This window comes from Salinibaculum sp. SYNS191 (assembly GCF_037338445.1).
Classification (GTDB): Archaea; Halobacteriota; Halobacteria; order Halobacteriales; family Haloarculaceae; genus Salinibaculum; species Salinibaculum marinum.
Genome location: NZ_CP147838.1, coordinates 439,498 through 459,696, shown reverse-complemented (window position 1 = coordinate 459,696; position 20,199 = coordinate 439,498). Strand labels below are relative to the sequence as shown.

General features: G+C 64.1%; 17 protein-coding genes and 1 pseudogene. 8 read left to right on the top strand and 10 right to left on the bottom strand.

All coding sequences use genetic code 11. From position 1 onward, the window contains the following. Positions 1-10 precede the first annotated feature (10 nt). The 5 genes from glpB to WDJ57_RS02475 all read right to left on the bottom strand — a co-directional run bounded on the left by glpB (position 11) and on the right by WDJ57_RS02475 (position 6,076). Complete coding sequence (gene glpB / locus WDJ57_RS02495) at positions 11-1,261, bottom strand: glycerol-3-phosphate dehydrogenase subunit GlpB (protein WP_338903608.1); 1,251 nt, start codon at positions 1,259-1,261, stop codon at positions 11-13. Continuing rightward, entirely contained in the window at positions 1,258-2,919 is a 1,662-nt protein-coding gene (gene glpA / locus WDJ57_RS02490) for an anaerobic glycerol-3-phosphate dehydrogenase subunit GlpA (protein WP_338903606.1), read from the bottom strand. Before glpA ends, glpB begins: the two co-directional genes overlap by 4 nt. 63 nt (positions 2,920-2,982) lie before the next feature. Then, the gene (locus tag WDJ57_RS02485) at positions 2,983-3,927 is read right to left on the bottom strand and encodes an ROK family protein (protein ID WP_338903604.1); all 945 of its coding nucleotides are present in this window, start codon (positions 3,925-3,927) and stop codon (positions 2,983-2,985) included. Further along, complete coding sequence (pyk, locus tag WDJ57_RS02480) at positions 3,924-5,690, bottom strand: pyruvate kinase (RefSeq protein WP_338903602.1); 1,767 nt, start codon at positions 5,688-5,690, stop codon at positions 3,924-3,926. Before pyk ends, WDJ57_RS02485 begins: the two co-directional genes overlap by 4 nt. A 71-nt stretch (positions 5,691-5,761) precedes the next feature. Continuing rightward, entirely contained in the window at positions 5,762-6,076 is a 315-nt protein-coding gene (locus tag WDJ57_RS02475) for a DUF7344 domain-containing protein (protein ID WP_338903599.1), read from the bottom strand. A 243-nt stretch (positions 6,077-6,319) separates the two neighbouring features. On the opposite strand from WDJ57_RS02475, the gene WDJ57_RS02470 reads away from it, so the two are divergent. Continuing rightward, the gene (locus WDJ57_RS02470) at positions 6,320-8,686 is read left to right on the top strand and encodes a bacterio-opsin activator domain-containing protein (RefSeq protein ID WP_338903597.1); all 2,367 of its coding nucleotides are present in this window, start codon (positions 6,320-6,322) and stop codon (positions 8,684-8,686) included. A 424-nt stretch (positions 8,687-9,110) separates the two neighbouring features. Here the strand turns inward: WDJ57_RS02470 and WDJ57_RS02465 are convergent, their stop codons facing one another. Beyond that, positions 9,111-9,785 carry a class I SAM-dependent methyltransferase gene (locus WDJ57_RS02465; protein ID WP_338903595.1) on the bottom strand — a complete coding sequence of 225 codons (675 nt, stop codon included), beginning with the start codon at positions 9,783-9,785 and terminating at the stop codon, positions 9,111-9,113. Between the two features lie 428 nt (positions 9,786-10,213). On the opposite strand from WDJ57_RS02465, the gene WDJ57_RS02460 reads away from it, so the two are divergent. The 4 genes from WDJ57_RS02460 to WDJ57_RS02445 all read left to right on the top strand — a co-directional run bounded on the left by WDJ57_RS02460 (position 10,214) and on the right by WDJ57_RS02445 (position 12,883). Further along, on the top strand, positions 10,214-10,633 hold the full coding sequence (locus tag WDJ57_RS02460; RefSeq protein ID WP_338903594.1) for a DUF5805 domain-containing protein: 420 nt from the start codon (positions 10,214-10,216) through the stop codon (positions 10,631-10,633). After that, positions 10,630-11,646 (top strand): tyrosine-type recombinase/integrase, encoded by a 1,017-nt coding sequence (locus WDJ57_RS02455; RefSeq protein ID WP_338903593.1) that lies wholly within the window; start codon positions 10,630-10,632, stop codon positions 11,644-11,646. Before WDJ57_RS02460 ends, WDJ57_RS02455 begins: the two co-directional genes overlap by 4 nt. A gap of 318 nt (positions 11,647-11,964) precedes the next feature. Next, positions 11,965-12,291 (top strand): hypothetical protein, encoded by a 327-nt coding sequence (locus WDJ57_RS02450; RefSeq protein WP_338903591.1) that lies wholly within the window; start codon positions 11,965-11,967, stop codon positions 12,289-12,291. Beyond that, the gene (locus WDJ57_RS02445) at positions 12,281-12,883 is read left to right on the top strand and encodes a hypothetical protein (protein WP_338903589.1); all 603 of its coding nucleotides are present in this window, start codon (positions 12,281-12,283) and stop codon (positions 12,881-12,883) included. The genes WDJ57_RS02450 and WDJ57_RS02445 overlap by 11 nt, the downstream gene beginning before the upstream one ends. Positions 12,884-13,575: 692 nt before the next feature. Here the strand turns inward: WDJ57_RS02445 and WDJ57_RS02440 are convergent. Then, positions 13,576-14,040 carry a winged helix-turn-helix transcriptional regulator gene (locus WDJ57_RS02440; RefSeq protein WP_338903587.1) on the bottom strand — a complete coding sequence of 155 codons (465 nt, stop codon included), beginning with the start codon at positions 14,038-14,040 and terminating at the stop codon, positions 13,576-13,578. Between the two features lie 306 nt (positions 14,041-14,346). On the opposite strand from WDJ57_RS02440, the gene WDJ57_RS21570 reads away from it, so the two are divergent. The 3 genes and pseudogenes from WDJ57_RS21570 (at position 14,347) to WDJ57_RS02430 (ending at position 16,899) form a co-directional block, all read left to right on the top strand. Then, entirely contained in the window at positions 14,347-14,973 is a 627-nt protein-coding gene (locus WDJ57_RS21570) for a hypothetical protein (protein ID WP_380630190.1), read from the top strand. Positions 14,974-15,078: 105 nt separating this feature from the next. Next, positions 15,079-16,215 (top strand): annotated as a pseudogene (locus WDJ57_RS21565) (transposase); the annotation flags it as partial. A gap of 282 nt (positions 16,216-16,497) precedes the next feature. Then, positions 16,498-16,899: a hypothetical protein gene (locus tag WDJ57_RS02430; RefSeq protein ID WP_338903585.1), complete on the top strand. Its 402-nt coding sequence runs from the start codon at positions 16,498-16,500 to the stop codon at positions 16,897-16,899. 39 nt (positions 16,900-16,938) lie between these two features. Here the strand turns inward: WDJ57_RS02430 and WDJ57_RS02425 are convergent, their stop codons facing one another. From WDJ57_RS02425 to WDJ57_RS02415, 3 genes are all read right to left on the bottom strand, one after another. Continuing rightward, the gene (locus WDJ57_RS02425; RefSeq protein ID WP_338903583.1) at positions 16,939-17,949 is read right to left on the bottom strand and encodes an AI-2E family transporter; all 1,011 of its coding nucleotides are present in this window, start codon (positions 17,947-17,949) and stop codon (positions 16,939-16,941) included. Positions 17,950-17,999: 50 nt separating this feature from the next. Next, entirely contained in the window at positions 18,000-18,887 is an 888-nt protein-coding gene (locus tag WDJ57_RS02420) for a hypothetical protein (protein WP_338903581.1), read from the bottom strand. A gap of 65 nt (positions 18,888-18,952) precedes the next feature. Further along, entirely contained in the window at positions 18,953-20,119 is a 1,167-nt protein-coding gene (locus WDJ57_RS02415; protein WP_338903579.1) for a hypothetical protein, read from the bottom strand. Positions 20,120-20,199 lie beyond the last annotated feature (80 nt).

Sequence of the window (20,199 nt, the reverse complement as noted above, 5' to 3'; positions counted from 1 at the left end):
GGGAACCGCCCTACACCGTCTCGGCCGCCCGCAGGCCGGCCGCGTAGCCCGTCGCGACGGCGACGCCGCCCCCGGAGTTCTCCGCCGCGTAGTCGAACCCACCGAGGACCCTGCCAGCGGCCCGGAGGTTCCCGAACGCGGACACGTCGTCGGCTCCCAGCGGGCGCAGGCCGTCGTCGACGCTCACCCCGAAGCGGGCGAACGCGTGGTCGCCGAAGGGGTCGCGCTCCGCCCACTCCCCGCGGTCGTCGGGCGCGTCGACGTGGCAGTCGAACAGCGGCTCGGTCACGGTCGTTCGCGTGCTGGCGAGCCCGCCTTCCGCGAGTCCACCCGTTGCGAGGACGAACTGCGACGCCGTGACGGTCTCCCCGCTGGACAGCCGGACCGAGTCGACGTGGCCGTCGCCCGTCTCGGCTCCGGTCACGGTCGCCTCGCGCTCAACGCTGACACCCGCAGACGCGAGCGCCGCGTCGAACTGGCTGTCGAGGCGCATCCCGGGCACGCTCGGCGAGCCCGCCGGGACCTCGAACACCCGGACCTCCAGCGCATCTTCGAACTGCTGCCGTATCTCGCGGTGGCGCTCCAGCCCGAGCACGGCCGGGAAGCCGATTCGCTTCTCGCTGGACTGGTAGATTCGCGCCGACGCCGCGAGGGACTCCCGTGCGGGATTCCCGGTCGACGCGACCGGGTTCTCGTCGAGGAACTCCGCCATCTCGACGGGGTCCTCCGTCTCGCTGGGGAAATCCACGTTGAACCCGTCCACGCGGTACGGGACGACCGCTTCGAGTCGGTCCGCGGCGGGCGGGCCGTCGAACGACGGGAGTCGCTTGAATCCCAGCAGCGTCGTCTCGCGGCGCTCGCTTGCCAGCCCGGCCTCGACGCTCCGGGGGTACCTGCCGGTCGGTCGGAGCCGCCCGAACGCTGTCGGGACGAGCGCGTTCCTGTCGGTGTCCCCCCCGCCGTAGCTGTCGCCGACGACGTCGTCGAACAGCGCCAGGCCGTCCCGGAGCGTCCCTTCGCCGACCACGGTGTAGGGGTGCGTCTCCGGCAGGTCGTCCAGCGCCCAGAAGGGATTCACGAGCGGTCCCCGACCCCCGGGCGTGTATCCGAGCACGTCCACGAGGCCGCCGGTGTCGCGCAGGTCTGGTCCAGGCTCCGTTACCAGCGTGACGCTCGCTCCTCCGTCGGCGCGGGCGGCGGTGAGTGCGGCCACCTTCCCCGCCAGGCCGCCACCGACGACGCAGACGTCTGCTTCGCTCACTGTTGCCCTCCGCTGGCGGTCCCGACGTCCCCGCGCTCCCACGCCGCCCCGCTGTCGAACGCCGAGAGGTCGACGTCCGCCTGGTCCTCGTCGGGGCGGTTCAGCGTCGCCGCGTGGAGTTCGTAGGTCCGCATCGCCTCGGCCAGCTGGTCGCCCCACAGGGCGTGGCGCTGACCGGACCACCGCTCGTCGTACAGGTCGTCGAGGGCGCGGTCCATCTCGGCGACGTCGCTGAGCGGGTACAGTTCGCTCGCGAGGAGGTGACAGCACCGCCCGCCCTGGCACTCGCCCATGCCGGCGCGGGTCCGGATGCGGACCTCGTTCAGGTCGGTCCGCTCCCCCGTGCCGTCGCGCATCGCCGCCTGGACCTCCTCGCGGGTGACCAGTTCGCACTCGCACAGCACCGGGTTGGGGCCGGTCGTCTCCAGGACCTCCCCGGTCTGGGACCCCAGACGCTCCCTGCTTGCCTCCACGACCGGCGACGACAGGCCGAACTGCCCCCCGGCATCATCGACGACAGCCTCCGACTCGCTGCCGGGTAACGCTTCCTCGGCGGTCAGACAGGGTCTGTCGATGCCGAACTTCGCGCAGACGTGGTCGGCGACCCGCTCGGCCACCAGACGGCTCGTGGTCACCGTCCCCCCGACCACCGTCGACATGCCCCACGTGTCGTCGCGCGCCTCGTGGTCCAGAATCACGCACTCGTGGCTCCCGGTCCCCTCTCGGTCGTACCCGGAGCGGACGGTCCCGAAGGAGCGTATGGACCGCGTCTCCCGCAGCGACGGTACCACGGCCGCCGCTTCCTCGACCAGGCGGTCGACCTCCTCCCGTGTCTCGCTGATCGAATCCGGGTCCTCGACCGTCTCCGCTGTCGTTCCGACGAGGGTCTTCCCGTCGTACGGCACGACGATGTCGCCCTCGTCGCCTGGTCGACAGCGGGTGACGACCCGCTCCGTGGGACGGTCGTTCAGCACGACCATCGCACCCCTGACGTGTCGCAGGGAGAGGTCGAACCCCGCCATCGCCGCGACCTCGTCCGCCCAGGGGCCCGTCGCGTTGACCACGTAGTCCGCGTCTATCGCCGTCGTCCCGTTCTCGCCGGCGATCTCGACGCCGGCGACCGCGCCGCGTTCGTAGCGCACGTCCGTCACCGGCGCGTGCGTCTTCACCTCGGCACCGTAGTTTCTGGCCGATTTCGCGTTCGCGACCGTCAGTCGGAACGGGTCGACGGCCGCGTCCGGCACGAGGAGGGCACGCTCGACGGCCTCCCCCAGCGCCGGTTCGCGTTCCCGGGCATCGCTTCCCGACAGTTCTTCGGCGTCGATGCCGGCCTCCTCGCAGGCACTCTCCGTGCGCTCGAAGTACTCTGGGTCGTCGTCCGACAGCGAGACGACGAGGCCGCCGGTGTCCGTGACGCAGTGGGAAGCGACGTCCCGGAGGGTCGCACTCTCGGCGTGGCAGTCGGCCGCCGTCTCGGGGTCGGAGACGGCGAAGCGAGCGCCGCTGTCGAGTAGCCCCTGCGTCCGACCGGTCGCCCCGCTCGTCAACCGCCCCCGCTCGACCAGCGTGACCTCCAGCCCGCGCATCGCGAGGTCCCTGGCGAGACCGGTTCCGGTGACCCCACCGCCGACGACCAGAATGTGTGGCGTGTACCCCATTCTCTGGATACTGCTGTGTAGTCGACTCACTTATACTGACTGTTACCCGCTCCCGGCGGGCGGTCAGTCGCCGGACGCGGCCGCTCTGCGTGCGCCCGCGAGCGCACCGCGGACGACCACCTCGTCGCCCAGGTCCGTGACCCGGACCGGGGGTGCCTCGCCGACGACCAGTTCCGGCAGGCGTTCGCGAATCGGCGCGCAGATTGCGTCGGGGTTGGGAACGGCGACGCCACCCCCCAGCACCACGTCCGCGGGGTCGTAGGCGTGGACGACCGCCGCGACGCCGAGGGCGTTGTACCGCCCGATTTCGGCGACCGTCCGGGTCGCCAGCGGGTCCTCGCCCGCGGCGTCGAAGACCTCCCGCGCGGTCAGGTCGGACAGCGCGAGGTCCGTGCCGAGACCGGTCTCGTCGGCCAGGTGTCGCGCGAAGTCGGGGACGTTGGCACCGGAACAGAAGGCCTCCCAGTGACCCGTCCCGCCGCAGCCACAGCGCAGCGCCGAGTCCGGGTCCAGCGTCAGGTGGCCGACCTCGGCCGCGTTGCCCCGCTCACCGACGAGGAGGTGCCCGTCCACGAGCGCCCCGGCACCGAGTCCCGTCGAGATGGTGACGTAGACCAGGTTCTCCGGCGGGTCCGGTGCGGCGGCCGCCGCGCCGAGTGCGCCCGCAGTCCCGTCGTTGAACAGGCGCACGGCCCCGCCGGTCGCGTCTTCGACAGCCGCCACGAGTGGCACGCGGTCGACGCCGGGCAGGTTCGGCGGGTCAACGATTGCGCCCGCGTCCAGGTCCAGCGGACCCAGCGAGCCGATGCCGGTGCGGTCGATGTCCGCCACTGACACGCCGGCCTGCTCGCAGGCGTCGGCCAGTACCGTCCGAACGGTCGCGAGCAGGGTCTCGGCGTCGCCTGTCGGGGTCGAACGCCTGGCGTGGCCCGCGACGTCGTCGCCCCGGCTGACGGCCGCGCGGACGTGGGTCGCACCGACGTCGAGACCGGCGTCGACCGGCGTCACCGTTCGGCGTCCTCCGGGTCGTCGTAGACCACGCCGCGCTCGCCGTCGACGGTGACCCGGCGGCCGTCGAGCACGTCGTCCGGGAGCGGTGCGTCGCATATCATCGGGACGTCCAGTTCGCGCGCGACCAGGGCGGGGTAGCCGGTCATGCCCTCGTGTCCGTCGACGATGCCGCCGATGCGGGAGAGGTCGCCCTCGAACTCCCCGTCGAAGGACGGGGGCACGGCCAGGACCACCCCCGCAGGCAGGGCGTCGACGTCGCCGTCGCCGACCGGGTGGAGCGGCCCGGAGACCTGCCCGGCGACGACCGACCGGCCGGCGGCGAGCCGTTCCGAGGCGATGTGGACCTTGAGCATGTTGGCAGTGTCCAGCCCCTCCAGTTCCGTCATCATTCCCGCGAGCACGACCACCGTGTCGCCGCTCTCGGCGGCTCCGGTGTCGATGGCCGCCTGGACGGCGCGCTGTATCAGCGCGTCGGCGCTGTCCGTGGTGTATGTCACGCGTTTCGGGATGATTCCCCACGAGAGAGTGAGCTGTCGGCGCACGTCGGCGCTCGGCGTGGCGGCGACGATGGGGATGCTCGGCCGGTACTTCGCGGCCTTGAGGGCGGTGTACCCGGACTCGCTGGCGGCCACGACCGCCGAGGCCCCGACGTCCCGCGCGAGGTAGCGGGCCGAGCGAGCGAGCGCGTCGGTCCGCGTGTCGTCCGCCGGCGGGACCCGCTGCTCGCGGACCTCGTCGTACTCCTCGCTGCCCTCGACGTCAGCGATGATGCGGTGCATCATCTCCACGACTTCGACGGGGTGGTCCCCGACGGCCGTCTCGCCCGAGAGCATCACCGCGTCGGTGCCGTCGAGCACCGCGTTGGCGACGTCGGAGGCCTCTGCCCGGGTCGGCCGGCGCTCGTGAATCATCGAGTCCAGCATCTCCGTCGCGGTGATGACCGGGACCCCCGCACGGTGGCACTTCCGGATGAGTCGCTTCTGGATGATGGGCACGTCCTCCAGGGGGCACTCCACGCCGAGGTCACCGCGGGCGACCATCACGCCGTCCGCGGCGTCGACGATACTGTCCGCGTTCGCGACTGCGTCGGCCCGCTCTATCTTGGCGATTATCGGCACGTCGACGTCCCGTTCCTCCAGTTCCGCGCTGATGGTGAACACGTCCGCGCCCGACCGGACGAAACTGGCCGCGACGAAGTCGACGCCGACGTCGGCCGCGAGGTCCAGTTCCGCCCGGTCGGCCTCTGTGACCGGCGGCAGGTCCAGGTCGACGCCGGGGACGTTGACGCCGACGCGGCCAGCCAGGTCGCCCCCCGAGTCGACCGTCGCCGTCACCACGTCGTCGCGGACGGATTCGACCGTCGTCTCGATGCGGCCGTCGTCGAGCAAGAGCCTGTCACCCGGCGACACCGCGTCGATGGACTCGGTGAGGCCGAACTGGTCCCCGGTCGGAGCCGCGTCGGTGAACTCGACGCTGTCGCCGGGCTGGAGGGTCCGCCCCTCGTCGCTCGCGACTGCGCGGACCTCCGGGCCAGCGATGTCCAGCAGCACGCCGAGCGGCCGTCCCACGCTGTCCTCCACGTTTCGGACGGTCCGTATCAGTTCCCGGCGCTGTGCGGTCGAGCCGTGGCTGGCGTTCAGGCGGGCGACGTCCATCCCCGCGTCTGCGAGGCGCTCGACGGTGCCGCGGTCCATCGAGGACGGCCCCAGCGTGCAGACGATTTTCGCGTTGTCGCTCCCCCCGTTCGGGCGCACGTTCATTGGCCCTCACTCGTCTGTCGGCATCAATAAGTGTGGCGCGGGGCGGGACTGGCGGGGTACCCCTCGTCGTCTCAGGGGTGACCGACGAGACGTCGGGGGGCCGTCGCGACGACGGCCACCTGTTTGCACTCGCTATCGTAGTCGACGACGCCGAACTCGTCGAGTATCGGAAGGTGACGGTGGTGCAACGAGGCGAGCACGCGCCCCACTGTCGCTTCGGTCGAGGGCTGTCCGTCGAACTCCGCTCGCGCCACCTCGGTAGCGAGGTCCTCCAGTTCGAGCGGACCGGTCTGTCCCACGATGATGTTCAGAACGGTCCGTCGCCGTCCAGAGGCGAGGACCCTGTGCCGCTCGCTTTCGCTCAGGTCTGTGGCATACTGTGTCATGATTCTTGTTCCGACTAGCCGTCGTCGGGTCGGTGCCTACGAATCCCGAGGTGCCGGGTCGCCCTAACACACGTCTAGAACTGATTAGTGCTCGCGCGCGAACAATGCCTGCAGACTGTGGTCGAGTACGTACGCTTGCATGCCGGACGTGTACCGCTGTATCCCAGATAGGGCCTCCCTTTGTGCATCTCTGGACCCTCCGGCGGCGGAGGGTTGATAGCTACGGACCGATTCTCGACGGACGTGACAGCCGAGTCCTTCACCGAGACGCTCCGCGAGACGCTCGGGCTGTTCGACGCGACGGGCGCGCCCCGGACGACAACCGAGGTGGCTGCGGACCTGGACCTCGGCCGGCGGAGCACGTACGAACGGCTCCAGCGGCTCGTCGACCACGACCGTCTGCGGACCAAGAAGGTCGGGTCCAGCGGCCGGGTCTGGTGGCGACCGCGCCCGGTGTCGAGTAACCGCGAAAACATCCGCTCACCGTCAGAGCGGCCGCAAAGTGTCGATGACGGAAGCGCTGCTCTGGCGTCCCTCGACCGGTACCGGACGCTCGTCGAACACGTCCCGAACGGGGTCGTCGTGCTGGTCGACCACAGCCTGGAGTGCCTGGCCATCGGCGGCCTGACGCCTGCTGCTCCGGACGTCTCGCTGGAGGAACTGGAGGGGCGACACCTCCGCGACGTACTGCCGGGAGACATCGCCGAACTACTGGTCCCCCACTACGAGGCCGCGCTGAGTGGAGAGACCCGTTCGTTCACCAGCGAGTTCGGTCCGGAGACCTACAAGTTCCGGATGGTCCCCATCCACGACGAGGACGGCGACGTCTCCGGGGCGGTCGGAATGTCCCAGAACATCTCGGAGCACGTCGCACAGGAGGGAGAACTCCAGCGGCGCATCCAGCAGTTAGAGGTCATCTCGGACCTCGGACAGCAGGCACTTGCGGACCACGACCTCGATTCCCTGCTGAGCATCGTCGTCGGAGAAGTGGCCGATGTCATCGGTGCCGAGTACTGCAAGGTGCTGGAACTGGACCGGGGGGCCGAGGAACTACTGTTCCGACAGGGCGTGGGCTGGGAGGACGACGTGGTCGGGACCGAGACCGTCTCGGCTGTCGAGGACCGGTCCCAGGCAGCGCGGACCCTGGAGAGCCAGGAGCCGGTCGTGGTGTCCGATTTCGCCACAGAAGACCGCTTCGACGGCCCCGCGCTCCTGCGGGACCACGGCGTGGCAAGCGGCATCAGTGCGATAATCGGCCCGCCGGAGTCCCCGTGGGGTATCCTCGGCGTCCACGACACGGCCCCGCGGGAGTACTCCGAGGAGGACGTGAACTTCGTCCAGTCCGTCGCGAGCATCCTCGCCAACGCGTTGACCCGCCGCGAGGACGAGCGGGTGATGGCCCGTCAACGCGAACGCCTCGCCGCGCTCAACAACCTGAACCGCGTCGCCCGCGAGATAATCGAGGCGGTCGTCGAGCAGTCGACCCGGGCCGAAATCGAGACCACCGTCTGCGAGCGCCTGGCCAGGTCCGGTTCCTACGAGTTCGCATGGATCGGCGAGCCGGACGTCCACTCCCAGACGGTCGCGCTCCGGACCGAGGCCGGCGTCGATGGTTATCTCGACGACATCACCATCAGCGTCGACCCGGACGACGAGCGCAGCGGCGGGCCGACGGGTCGTGCGCTGCTGACCGGTGAGCCACAGGTGACGGCCGACGTCGCGGACACCGGCGACCACGACCCCTGGCGGAACCACGTCGAAGCCCACGAGTTCCGCTCGTCGGTGGCGGTGCCGCTGGTCCACGCCGGGAGTACCTACGGCGTCCTGAACGTCTACGCCGACCGGCCACACGCCTTCGAGGGCGAGGAACTCGCCGTCGTCACCCAGCTCGGTGAGGTGGTCGGGTACGCGATAGCGGCGACCGAGCGAAAGCGCGCCCTGATGAGCGACGACGTCGTCGAATTGCAGTTCAGAATCCGTGACCTCTTCGACAGCCTCGGCGGCACGGCCGCACCCGGCGGAACCGTCCGGATAGACGCGGCACTCCCGCTGGGCGACGACGAGTTTCTCGTCTACGGCACGGTCACGCCGGATGGCGTCGACGCGCTGGACGAACTCGTCGACCTCCTCCCGCACTGGCGGGAGGTCGACCTCGCGGACACCGGGGACAGGTTCGAACTCCGTCTCAGCGAGCCACCGGTGCTGTCGACGCTCGCCGCTCTCGGTGGGAGCGTCGAGGAGGCCGTCATCGAGGACGGGGACTACGAGATGCGCGTTCACGTCGCTCCGAGTGCAGACGTACGCTCTGTCATCGAGACCGTCTACGAGACGTACCCCAGCGCAGACCTCGTCAAGCGCTGCCAGGTCCGGCGGGAGACCGGCTGGTCGCCGGCCGAACGGCGCGACCCGTTCGCCGACCTCACCGACCGGCAGCGGACGGTCCTCGAAGCTGCTTACCACGGGGGCTTCTTCGATTGGCCGCGCGAGACTACTGGTGAGTCTCTCGCGTCCGACCTCGGCATCGCGCCGCCCACCTTCCATCACCACCTCCGCGAGGCCGAGCGACGCGTGTTCGATGCGCTGCTGTCGACGTCGTCGGATCGCTGCTAGTCGACCGACGTCCTGCGGGAACGGTGCGTCCCTACCTCTGGACCGACTCTCCATCGGCACTGTCGCCAATCCGGAGTTCGCGTGTTCCGGAAACACCCACTTTCCGACTAGCGTCAATTTCCGTATAGCGACATACAATTTATCTCTTCCCGCATTCGAGGCAGCCCCGCACTTTCATGTCAATTGGTAACACTCCACAAGAGCGTGCAAGTATTTGTTGCTTAGCGTAGGACATAAAACTCATTAGATATTTGTGATGGTAAGAACCGGACTTCGGTAGAAGGTCGACAAACTGAGCATCCGAGTGTCAGGACCTCGCTGGTCGGCGAGAGTCCACGCGGGCCGGCCAGCAGTGGACTGTTGAACGTTCGGCCCCACGGGCTGAGTGAGCGATGGTGTGGGTTCCGTATGGTAACTCGTCTGTTCACTCTGCAGTCGCGATGATGACGTCGACCGGCCAGACGTTCCACCGCCGGTGGCGCTCCCGCAGTTGGATGTCGAATCCCCCAGCCGCCAGGGCCTCGACGGCGTAGACCGGGCGACAGCCGAAGCGTTCGAACCCCGGAACGTGTTCGAAAGCCCAGTCGTAACCGCGAACGAAGGCGGTCGCCTCGGCGTGGCTTCGCTCCATCGTGACGACGCACAGTCGGCCACCGGGGCGGAGAATCCGGTGGAGTTCGGACACGACGGCAGCCATCTCCTCGCCCGCGAACAGTTCGAGGGTATCCTCGACGAACGCGACGTCTGCGACGCCATCGGCGATGGGGAGCGACCGCGCGTCGGCCCGGGCCACAGCCGCCCTCACGTGTTTTCGCCCGCTGATGCGCCGGTGCGCACGTTCGGCCATCCCCGCTGCGGCGTCGATACCGAGAACCTCGCCGTCAGGTCCGCTCAGTTCGGCGAGCGCCGTGAGCGCGCGCCCTGGTCCGCAGCCGATCTCGATGACTCGTTCGCCACCACGCAGTCCGAGCAGTTTCAGGGCACGCGCACTCGTTCCTGCCTCCAGCGGCGTCACGAACCAGTCGTAGAGGGACGCCAGCCGGTCGTAGGTGTCGACGACCGTCCGATTGGACGGTGCTGGTGCAGGGACCCGGTTCATGACACCTCGATACACTCGCTCGGCGCGTTTCCCTCTGGCGCTGGCCGCGAGGAGCGGAATCTGCCGGTGCCTCTTGGGCGTTCGACCCACCAGCGCTCGCCCGAGTCTGTTGGCCGAGGTCACCCCACCACGACGTGCAGCTGTGTTATATAAAAGGCCGGTGTGGCAGTGTCCTCGACACGTAACTCCGGGGGTCAGAGCTCTGAGGACCGGGTACGAAGAGTTACCTGCTCAAATGATGGCTAGTTGGTAAATTCTGGCAGTGGCCGAACTACATTCACAAATAAGTATTTTATCTGTGTCTGTAGTCTTTTGAACTGTAGTCTATCCTACTACTATGCAGAGATACACTCGCTAAGAACACAAATAATGTCCTTTAGCTGGGTATGTGGGGATAATTTGATGTGGGTGGCCCGAGACGCACCGGTATGGCCGCCGATTCCGACAGGGACACCTCACGGACAGTCGTGAAGACGTACGTGCCGGCGTACCAGCGCGAGGAGTGGGACGACCACGCCGACGAGCTCGACATGAGCAGAAGCGAGTTCGTCAAAGCGATGGTGCAGGCTGGTCGGCGCGGCTTCGAGGGGCGGACCGAACCGACTCCTTCCGACGGCGACGAAGACTCCGTCGAGGACGACACCGAACCGGTGCAGGCTGCCACCGCTTCTATCGAGGAGAGCGTCCTCGACGCCCTCTCTGCCGACGAGTACCTTTCCTGGGACGAACTCCTGGCAGCGGTCTCTGACGACATCGAGAGCCGTCTGGAGGACACGCTACAGGTCCTCCAGGCGGCCGACAGAGTCCGGTACAGCGGCCGACACGGCGGATACACACTGGAAGCATGAGCGGGGAACGACAGGTCGACCGGGACCCCGTGGCCTACTTCCTCGACGACATCACCTACCAGGGCAAGACCGAGCGGACTCGGACGGCCTACGAGCGGGTCCTGCGTGACTTCGAGTCCTACCTCGACTCGCGGGACCTGACGTTCGACGACGCGAACCACCGTGACTGCATGGCCTACATCCACGGACTCCGCGGGTCCGTCGCCGAGAGTACCGTCGCCACGTACGCCTCCTACCTCCACCGGTTCTACGACTACATGTCCCAGGTCGGGCGATTCGAGGACAATCCGATGTCGCTGGTCCTGGAGGAGATAGACGAATCGATAAACACCGACCCCGCCAGACGAGACATTTCGGTCCCGGAGATGGCTGCCTTCGTGGGAACCGTGGCACACCCGCTCGACCGCGCGGTCCTGGTGACGCTGCTGAAGACCGGGATGCGGGCCGGCGAACTGTGTAATCTCGACCTCAGAGACCTCGCGGTCGGTGCTGCGCCGGTCGAACTGCCGTCGCGGCCACAGATAGAGGCACGGCCGGATTCAATCTACGTGGCCGCCGAACCCGCCGAGGGGACCGAGTACAACGGCGAGCGCCGTACTGCGTCCAACAAGCGACAGCGGGCGACGACGGTCCCAGTGGACGACGAACTCGCCCGCGTCCTGGCTCGCTGGCTGGCGGTTCGTCCCGACCCTCGTTCCTCTGCACGGCCGCTCTTTGTCAGCACGAGCAACGAGTGGGGCAAGCGACTCACGCCCGATATGGTCCACCACATCGTCGAACGCCACGCCCGCGACAACGGGTGGTACAGCGAGGGCGGCGGCCCCGAGGAGAACGTCACTCCCCACTACTTCCGGCACTTCTTCACGACGCACCTCCGGGACAGAACCGGCGACCGCGGCATCGTCAAGTACCTCCGCGGCGACGTCGCACAGGACATCATCGACACCTACACCCACGACTGGGGTAATCGCGTCAGGGATGTCTACGAATCGAATATCTACAAAATCCTGTAAGTCGCCCAGTGGGCGGACTACCTGCAAGTCATAAACCGCATTCCACTATATCGAATGATTGGGCGTTCAGTCACAAGTTCCGAATGTAGAAATCTACAAAGCACCAACCGGCCAACAATATCTAAGTCATCACCGGCTCAGAGAAGTCCGATAGCCCGGTCAGGTCCCTCATTAGTCAGTATACTGTGATACTGTATAGAGGAGCGACGGCGATCACAAATTGAGATGAAACTCGCGTACTGAGACACCGAAGAGAGATGTACTAACAAGTCCATACACGTCATAACATATAACTCCCTGCGCGGCGAACGCCTCTCTATGAGCGGTTCAAGCTACGATAAGACGATTCAGTTCCGTGCCGGAGCCGAAAAAGAGGCTGCGGAGCTCCTTGATGAAATTCATATCGGCGGCGTCAATGTGAGCGAGCTTGCCCGGACCGGGTTGATCGAGATGCTCCGCCGGTCTCTGGACGAACAGGACGAGATCGCGGTCTACGAACGATACAGCCGTGGTGAGATCGATGAAGACGTGGCTCGGGTTCTCCTCGGTGAGAAAATCGACCAGATGGAAGCGGAGAAAGAGGCATTCGAGTCGGCAATGGAGCGGGACACCTCAACATTCCTCGCTGATAGCGATGGCGAGTGACACTCGCCACCCACTCCTGGCCGATACGAGTTCCCTGATTGCCGTTGCGAACACCAACCAGTGGGACGTACTGGCGGAGTCGCTCGCTCTCACGACCACGAACGTCTGCAAGCACGAACTACAGAACCACGTCAACTCGAACACGTACGCACCCGAAGGAAGCCGCGAACAGTACCTGAAACGAGGCAGCCAGCGCGTGCTCGATCACGTAGACGACGATTCCTCGTCGTGGTCATGCGTGACGGTCGTTCCCCGGCCACATGGGCCGGATGCGGGTGAAGAATCGCTGAAGCAGGAGCTTTCCGAACACGGTGACTCGTATCAGGTCGTCTCACTCCTCGATGGAGCCGCACGCCGGTCGATCAGGCGACTGGTTGATGACCATGGATACGATGTTGACGTTGTGGGACCGCCGTATCTGCTCTACGTTCTCTTCGATAACGAGTTCATTTCGAAGGCCGAGTTCTGTGAGGCGTCAGGCGAGATGATTCGGACGGAAGGGTGGACGGGATACGAAGTCGTCAAGAACGCGTGGGCTAGTATTCCTGTGGATTGTTCTGAATTCCTTGACGATGATGTTCTCCCACCCTGAGAGCTTACAATGCTGGAACGCTCAATACAGAGGGAACAGATATTTTGAATTTGAGAACATAACCGGATACATGAATAGGCGAGCCTTTTCATCACTCCTTCTAAGCAGCCTCACGCTTGGGGCTGGATGCTCTTCTCTTGGGAATGACACCCAACGTATATACAAACCGCAAGAGGTGGGGTCAATCGAATACAGCACAGATTCAGCCTCTGAAAGCAATACCACGCCGGAGGTTGAGTTCATCGCTGATGACGATCAAATCAGAATTACTGGTACAGCCGAATCGGGAAATCCATGTCACGAATTGGTTTTGGATTCACTCACCCATCACACAACTGAAAATATCCTCTATAGTCTCGTTGTTCCGGCGAAACTCGGATCTAGATGCCCTGACTCATTAGGCTCCGAAACGTACGAACTTGAGCTAACATTTGCCTCCGAATTACCACAAACGGTTCGAGCCGAACACCGGAATATATTCGGCGAGACGTTTTCCACGGAGGCGACAAAATAATAACAAGGTGTACCTACCCACTCCTCGACGCATCTCCACCACAGATCACCATCATGCCACTATTTGTCATGATATTTAAGCAGATACACTGAGCAGTCGATTCACCGCTATCCAACTTGAAACCAACTCCTTGTGAAGTGCTTCATGACGCCCTCATTCGTCGGAAATAGGCTGTCTGTTAATTGTATCTCCTAGTCAACTCATGCTGGAATTCATCGTTCAGTTCCGTCGTTTTCTGTCTGAGTGTGGTTTCGAATTCCTCAAGATGGTTTCCGAATTCGTCTTCTAATTTCCAGATTTGCTTCTGAATACGGGCGAGGTCTGTCAACTGCAACTCATCTGCTATGACTTGGCCTTTTGCGGTCAGCGGATGGCACTTCTGACCCTGATCATTATACACGGGATCGTCAGACACTAATCCGAGTTCTCTAGCGTCTTTGAGTCGGTTCCGTATCGTTGCTGAACTGATTTTCAGGGCTTCCCGTAGCACCACGAATCGCTTCGGTTCAGCCTGCAGCTCGGCTAATAGCATCACTCCACCTTTCTTCGAAAGGAACTCTCCAATCCGTTCTATCTCACTTTCGTCGAACTCATCGGGGGATGGTGCACCCGCCTCTCCCCCTGCATCATTGCGATCAGCCACTATTCACCTCGTTTGTACCAGTGCTATCATGAATCATGTGGTTCGACCTAAATCAATAGTTTAGATTGAACTCAAAGAGCGACTCGAACCAAAGTTTCGGAAAACATCCAAAGTTTCGTTTTCGCCACTCTAAACCCTTCAAAACTACCGAGTTCGTAGTATGTGGTGGAACGATTCGGAAGCAACACCCCATTGAATATGGTTCGAACTGAGCTACCTTGGTCTGTCTCATACCAGCCCATGTCTCGGATAATTCGAAGCGAGTCACTGACCGCTGACAAGGTGGGTCACCAGGAGTAACCGCTCGTGGTACGTGACGATCCCGCAGTCGCTGAGTCCATCGTTGTGCACGCAGAGTCGCTCTGCCAGCACGAGGACCACCTGTGGGACGTTATCAACCAGCTTTCAATACCCGTTGCCTCCCTGACTGACGAGCGTGACCAGACCAAGGCAGATTTCGAAACCGAAGAGATGGTTAAAGCCCATCTCTTCATGCGGATTCGCGGATTTTCCCAAAACGAGTTCGCTGACCAACTCAGCACCCGCTCGAACCTAATCAAGAGTGTCGAATTTGATGTAAATACCCTCGATGCGGCCCCGTCACAGCAGGACCTCTCGTATGCCTGGTGCAATTTCAGTGACGACACACAGAATATCGTCGAGGCCGCTGCAGAAGGCATTGGGCAAGTTGCTGTCGAGCACGACGTTATATCCGAGGCGCTTGTCCCGGTTCTTCCCGACGAGGAGGCGGACGAGGACGACGGTCAGACCGATAAAGAATACCAGAAGCAGAAGGCGACGAAGCTGATCAACCTCGCTCGCAAGCACGTGCTCCCGGAGTTCGAGACCGGGCGAGCGGCCCACCGGACCTACTCAGATGAAGCGATTCTGGATATGTTCGCGCGTAGAGTGGTATGCACAAGAACTGAATAGTAAACGAAGACGGGCGAGCAGCTACAGAATCGGTGGCTTCGCCTTGCTCGCAACCACTGTTCTGTAACGCTCTTCACTGACTATTCAATAGTTGCAGTGACCACTCTCTGCGCGAACAAGGGCAGCGCTCACTCCGAAGGCGAGTACGGCTGGCTCACTGACGATGACCTGACCTGCGATGATGAAACGTTCCTCCGTGCGATCAAGCTGATTGCCACACCTGAAGACGACGACGCACAGCCCTCACTCTCGGACTATGCTGAGGCGGATGCGATGCCGAAGATCGACCGTATCCGTGATGCCCTCATGGAGTCGTTCGATGCGGCGACGGAGAACGTCATCAATTCGATTCGCGGGGATGACCCGTTCGAGGACCGGAAAACCATCGCGGCCATCGATATCACGCACGAGCAGTACCACGTCTGGCCGTGGGAGGACAAGGACGCTGGAATCCCGAAACCCGGGTTCCCGCGCATGGTCAGTGGCTACAAGAAGGATGACGAATATTTGCGCGGCTACAAGTACGCCACGATCACGTTGGTTGGCGATAACGCCCCGATAATCCTCGGTGTTGAGCCTGTCAAGGAGAACTCGAAGTGGGAGCCGGACGGGTCGCCGTCGTACTCGAAAGGCGATATTGTTGCGCGACTTCTGGATAAAGCAGAGCGGTTCGTTGATCTCGATGAAGTGCTGTTGGACCGCGGCTTCTACAGCAACGCTGTCTATGCTGAAATCGATGATCGTGACCTGCTTTACACGTCGCCTGTCCCGAAATACGAAGACGACTACACGGCGATCAAGAACATCGAAGCCCACGATGACGCGGACGCAGCTGTGAAGCACGATGTTCCGTTCGGCCAGAATGGCGAGGTCCACCACACTGCGGAATTTCTGTACACGCCGACTACGAGTGACGATGCGGACGGGAACTACGCTGTGTTCGTGACGAATCGAGACCGTGTCGAACCGGAAGAGATCGACAAAGTCTGCAACACGTATGATCGTCGGTGGGATATCGAGAATCAGTTCAAGTCCGTGAAGAGTTTCCTGCCGAAAACATCGTCGAAGGACTACCGGGTTCGCCTCTGTAAGTTCGTGCTGGCCTCGCTCATCTACAACCTGTGGCGGCTGACCGACTACCTGCTCAAGGTGGCGATGGACGAGGATATTCGGTCGCCGCCGGTAATCACGGCCAAGACGTTCGTGCGAGCACTCGGTGAGTTCCTGCGAGACATCGGATAATACAGCTTTCTGCGTTCCGAGCCCGAAAATCGTGAGCGGCAGCACTGTCCAGTTCGGCGGATTCTCCTCATTTAATTACTTGATAGTTGATGATTAGGATTCGTTTCGCTTAGTCGTCCTCGTTTCAGGGCGAGATTGGGTGATGAAAATCCAGCTATTGCGAGATTCGTTTGTAGCCTTTTAACCGTTCGAAAAATGTGTCAGTTGCGAATGCCCCGCTGAGCGTTCACGGATTACCTGAACGACGACCTGCCGATTCTGCCGAGGGATTTCGTCCTGTCCATGGATTACGTCGAGGACACGGCCCGGAACATCTACCGGGCGATGCGGAAGGGCGAGCCCGGTGAGGAGTACCTCATCGCGAGCGAACCGCGCAGGTTGGACGAGGCCTTCGACATCGCCGAGGAACTCACGGGCATCGAGGCACCGCGGTCGGTCCCGGGGAGCGTGTTCAGGTGGCTCGGCCACGCGATATCGGGCGTCGAAACCTTCACCAGACCACCCGCAGGCTTCGAGAGCGAGTTACTCTACTTCTTCGACACCGGGGACGTGCTCGTGGACAATTCGAAGGCCAGGCGGGACCTCGATATCGAACATCGCCCACTGCGAGAGGCGGTCAGACAGTACCTCGAATGGGAACTGGACCAACAGGACATGCGACCGCTCGTAGAGATGCAACACTGACGAAATCTGCCGGCGACACCCTACTGGGGAATCGTCGAGTCACGCAGTCTCGTCGGACAGCGACTCGCTGGCCCCGCCCTGGTCGAGGTTCGCAAACAGCGTACTCAGAATCGTCAGCGCGAGGGGGCCCGCGATGAACCCGACGAGACCGACGGTCAGACCGCCGCCGACGAACCCGACGAAGTACAGCGTCTGTGACAGTCGCTTCGGGTCGTCGAAGCGCGCGCGGGCGAGGTTCACCGTGAACGTCGGCAGTGCGACGATGAAGAGGCCGCCGAGGACGGTGACCGACAGGGCCATCATCGTCTGACCGGCCAGTACGTGGAAGACAGCGAGCGCGAAGACGAGCGGCGCGGCGGAGATGAACGGCAACACCCACAGGACGGCTCCTGCCAGCGCGAGGGCGTACGGGACCGAGTAGTCCAGCCCGACGAAGACCGCCAGCCCGGCGAGGTACGTCGTCACGCCCCCGATGAGCACGAGGACGTAGTGGCCGAACAGGACCTCACGGATGCGCCGGTGCACCGTCTCGATGAGACCGTGGTAACTCGGCGGGACCGGACCGAAGACGAGCGATCGCAGCCGGTTGTGGTAGTACAGCAGCGCGAACACGACGAAGGCGTAGACGATGAACTTCGCGGCGAGTACCGAGAGTTCCCGACCCAGGAAGACCGCCAGCCGGGAGATGTTCGGCGTAATCGCCTCCTGTAGCGGCGTCAGGTCGAGGACGTACCGCTCCCCGGCAACCATAATCGGGTAGGAACCGTCGAGAGAGGTGAGGACGTCGATGACCGCCTGCCGCCGGAGGTAGAGCACGAAAACGAAGGGAATCAGGAGCAGGAGGCTGACGAGGACGCCGAGCATTGTCGTGGCGATGGCACTCCAGTACCCGGGAATGCCGCGACCGACGACCCAGCGGTGGACCGGCACCAGCATGTAGCTCGCGGCGACAGCGACGACGACCGTTGCCAGCACCTGCGAGAGGACGAAGGCTCCGACGAGTGCGATAATCAGTCCCGCACCCAGGAGTACACGTCGCTGTCCAGTCACGACAGGTGCATCGGCCGATTCGGGCTAAAATCTTCCCCTTGGGAGGGGATTCACTGGACCGGGGCGTCGACCTGCCCGGCGAGCAGGTCCCGAACGTGGGCGGCCGCCGCGTCGACCTCGGATTCGTTCGCGAGCAGCACGGTCTCGCTCGGAAACAGCTTCTCACCCAGGACGAGGCCGTTGTCGCGGGCGGTCGACCCCGTCACAGTCAGGTAGACGCCGATGCCGGTCTCGGCGATGGCGGTCTCCTCCTCGACGCCCTCCTCGGGGTAGGTGAACTCGATGCCGTCGAGGGTCCCCGTTCCGAGAACCGCCTCGACGAGTCGCTCGTAGCGCGGCGAGATACACAGCGGCCCCTCGTAGTCGCGGACGAACGCCCGGTCGAGGTCGCCGTCCCCCGCCAGCACCGCCGGCGTGGCGAGGAGGGTGTGGTGGACCGTATCGCCGAGTCCCGAGACGACGCGGACGTCGGTGTCCAGCGGGTCGATGCGGTCGTTTATCTCGTCCAGTCCGGCGATTGCCTCGTCGCGCAGCTGGACGACCTCTTCGAGGACCAGGTCGGCGCTGTCGAATCCCAGCGCGAACTCGTGGGTTCGCAGGGCGCGAAAGGGCTCCTCCCGGCCGACCAGCTGGACGTCCACGTCACCGGTCGGGATGGTCACGCTGTCGAAGACGATGCGGCGGGGCATCCCGTCGCGGTCGTCGCGAAACAGGGTGTACTCCGGCGCGGTCCGGTCCGTGAGGTCGCTGTAGGCCGCCAGCCGCTCGTAGACGTCCCGGTCGGCTTCGCTCCGGTCCTTGGTGATGGACTTCTCGAACCGGAGCGTCGAGATGATGTCGTCGGCCGTCTCCTCGGCGCCGGCGAGCCGCGCCAGCCGTTCGAGGACACCCTCAAGCGGACGGCCCTTCCGGGGCACAGCCACCCGTACAGTACTCATTGGGCGCATCGAATACAGCCGCGGACAAAACAGGACCGGTTTTCGACGCGGGTGCGACCGCCTGACTAGCCGCCGAAGGTCGACCGAATCTGGTCCTGCCAGTCCTGCAGGTCGCCCAGGTTCTCCTCGATGTCCTCGATGCGCTCCATCAGGTCGCCCTCCGTGACCTGCTCCTCCAGGTCTTCCACGGTGGTCTCCAGGTCCTCGACGGTCTGGCTGACCGACTCCATCTCCGCCTGGAGGTCGTCCATCTCGCCCTCGACGGATTCGACGGTCTCCGCCGTCGAGTCGACCTCCGACTGCATCGCTTCGAGGTCCGAACTGAACTCCTCCAGTTGCTCCTCGAACCCGGAGATGAGTTGCTCGCCGGTGCCGTTCTCGTCGAGGAACTCCTCCAGCGCGTCGGTGTAGGCCCGGAGGTCCGCGATGTCCCCCTGGATGCGCTCGATGCGGGCCTCGTTGACGCCGTCTGGCTCCTCGTCGTCGTCGGACAGTTCCTCGACCGCCTTGACGAGCAGTTCCATGTCCTCGACCGAAACCTCGTTCTCCCGGATTTCGTTCGCCATCGCGGCGACGACCGACCCCTCGACGGCGACGTCGCTGGCGTCCCCATCGCTGCCGTCCTCGTCGCTGCCGTCCTCGTCGCTGGCGTCACCGTCGCTGCTGTCTCCGGTGGGTGCGCTCGCGCCGTCCGTCGCGTTGGGGTCCTTGAGGTCGAGCGTGTCGATGTCCTCGTCCTGGGGCGTCTCGTCGTCCTCGTCTTCGAGTCCGGGAACCTCTCCCTCCCCGGAGATGACGTCGCGAACCACGTCGTCGTCGCTCTCGGAGATGATGCCGTCGGCTCCCTGGCCGGCGTCGCTCCCGGCGGACGGCGGGTCGACCTCCTCGATGGTCGGCTCGCTCAGGAACTGCTCGACGTCGTCGGTTCCCGTCGCCCGGATGCCGTAGACCGTCGTGTACTCCGCGCCCGCCGAGATGGCGCGCTCGAAGGTGATGTGGTCCTCGTCTATCGTCCAGTGCTCGCTGCCGTACTCCGGGTGGAATCCCAGGTCCTCGACCTCGACGCCCTCCGGAACCGCGTCGGTCAGACGCACCAGTACATCGTCGTCGCGCTCGGACGCGAACTCGAACGCGATGGCCGGAACGGGGAACTCGTCCTCCTCGAAGCGTTTGACGACGCTTATCCCGTCCGAAGAGACGGCCACCTCTTCATATGCTTGCGAATCACTCATGGTTCATGTGCCTGCTTGTACTGTATTAAAGCTACTTACTGTTTCTCAAAGTGAATAATCGGGCGTAGCGGGGCCCTCCG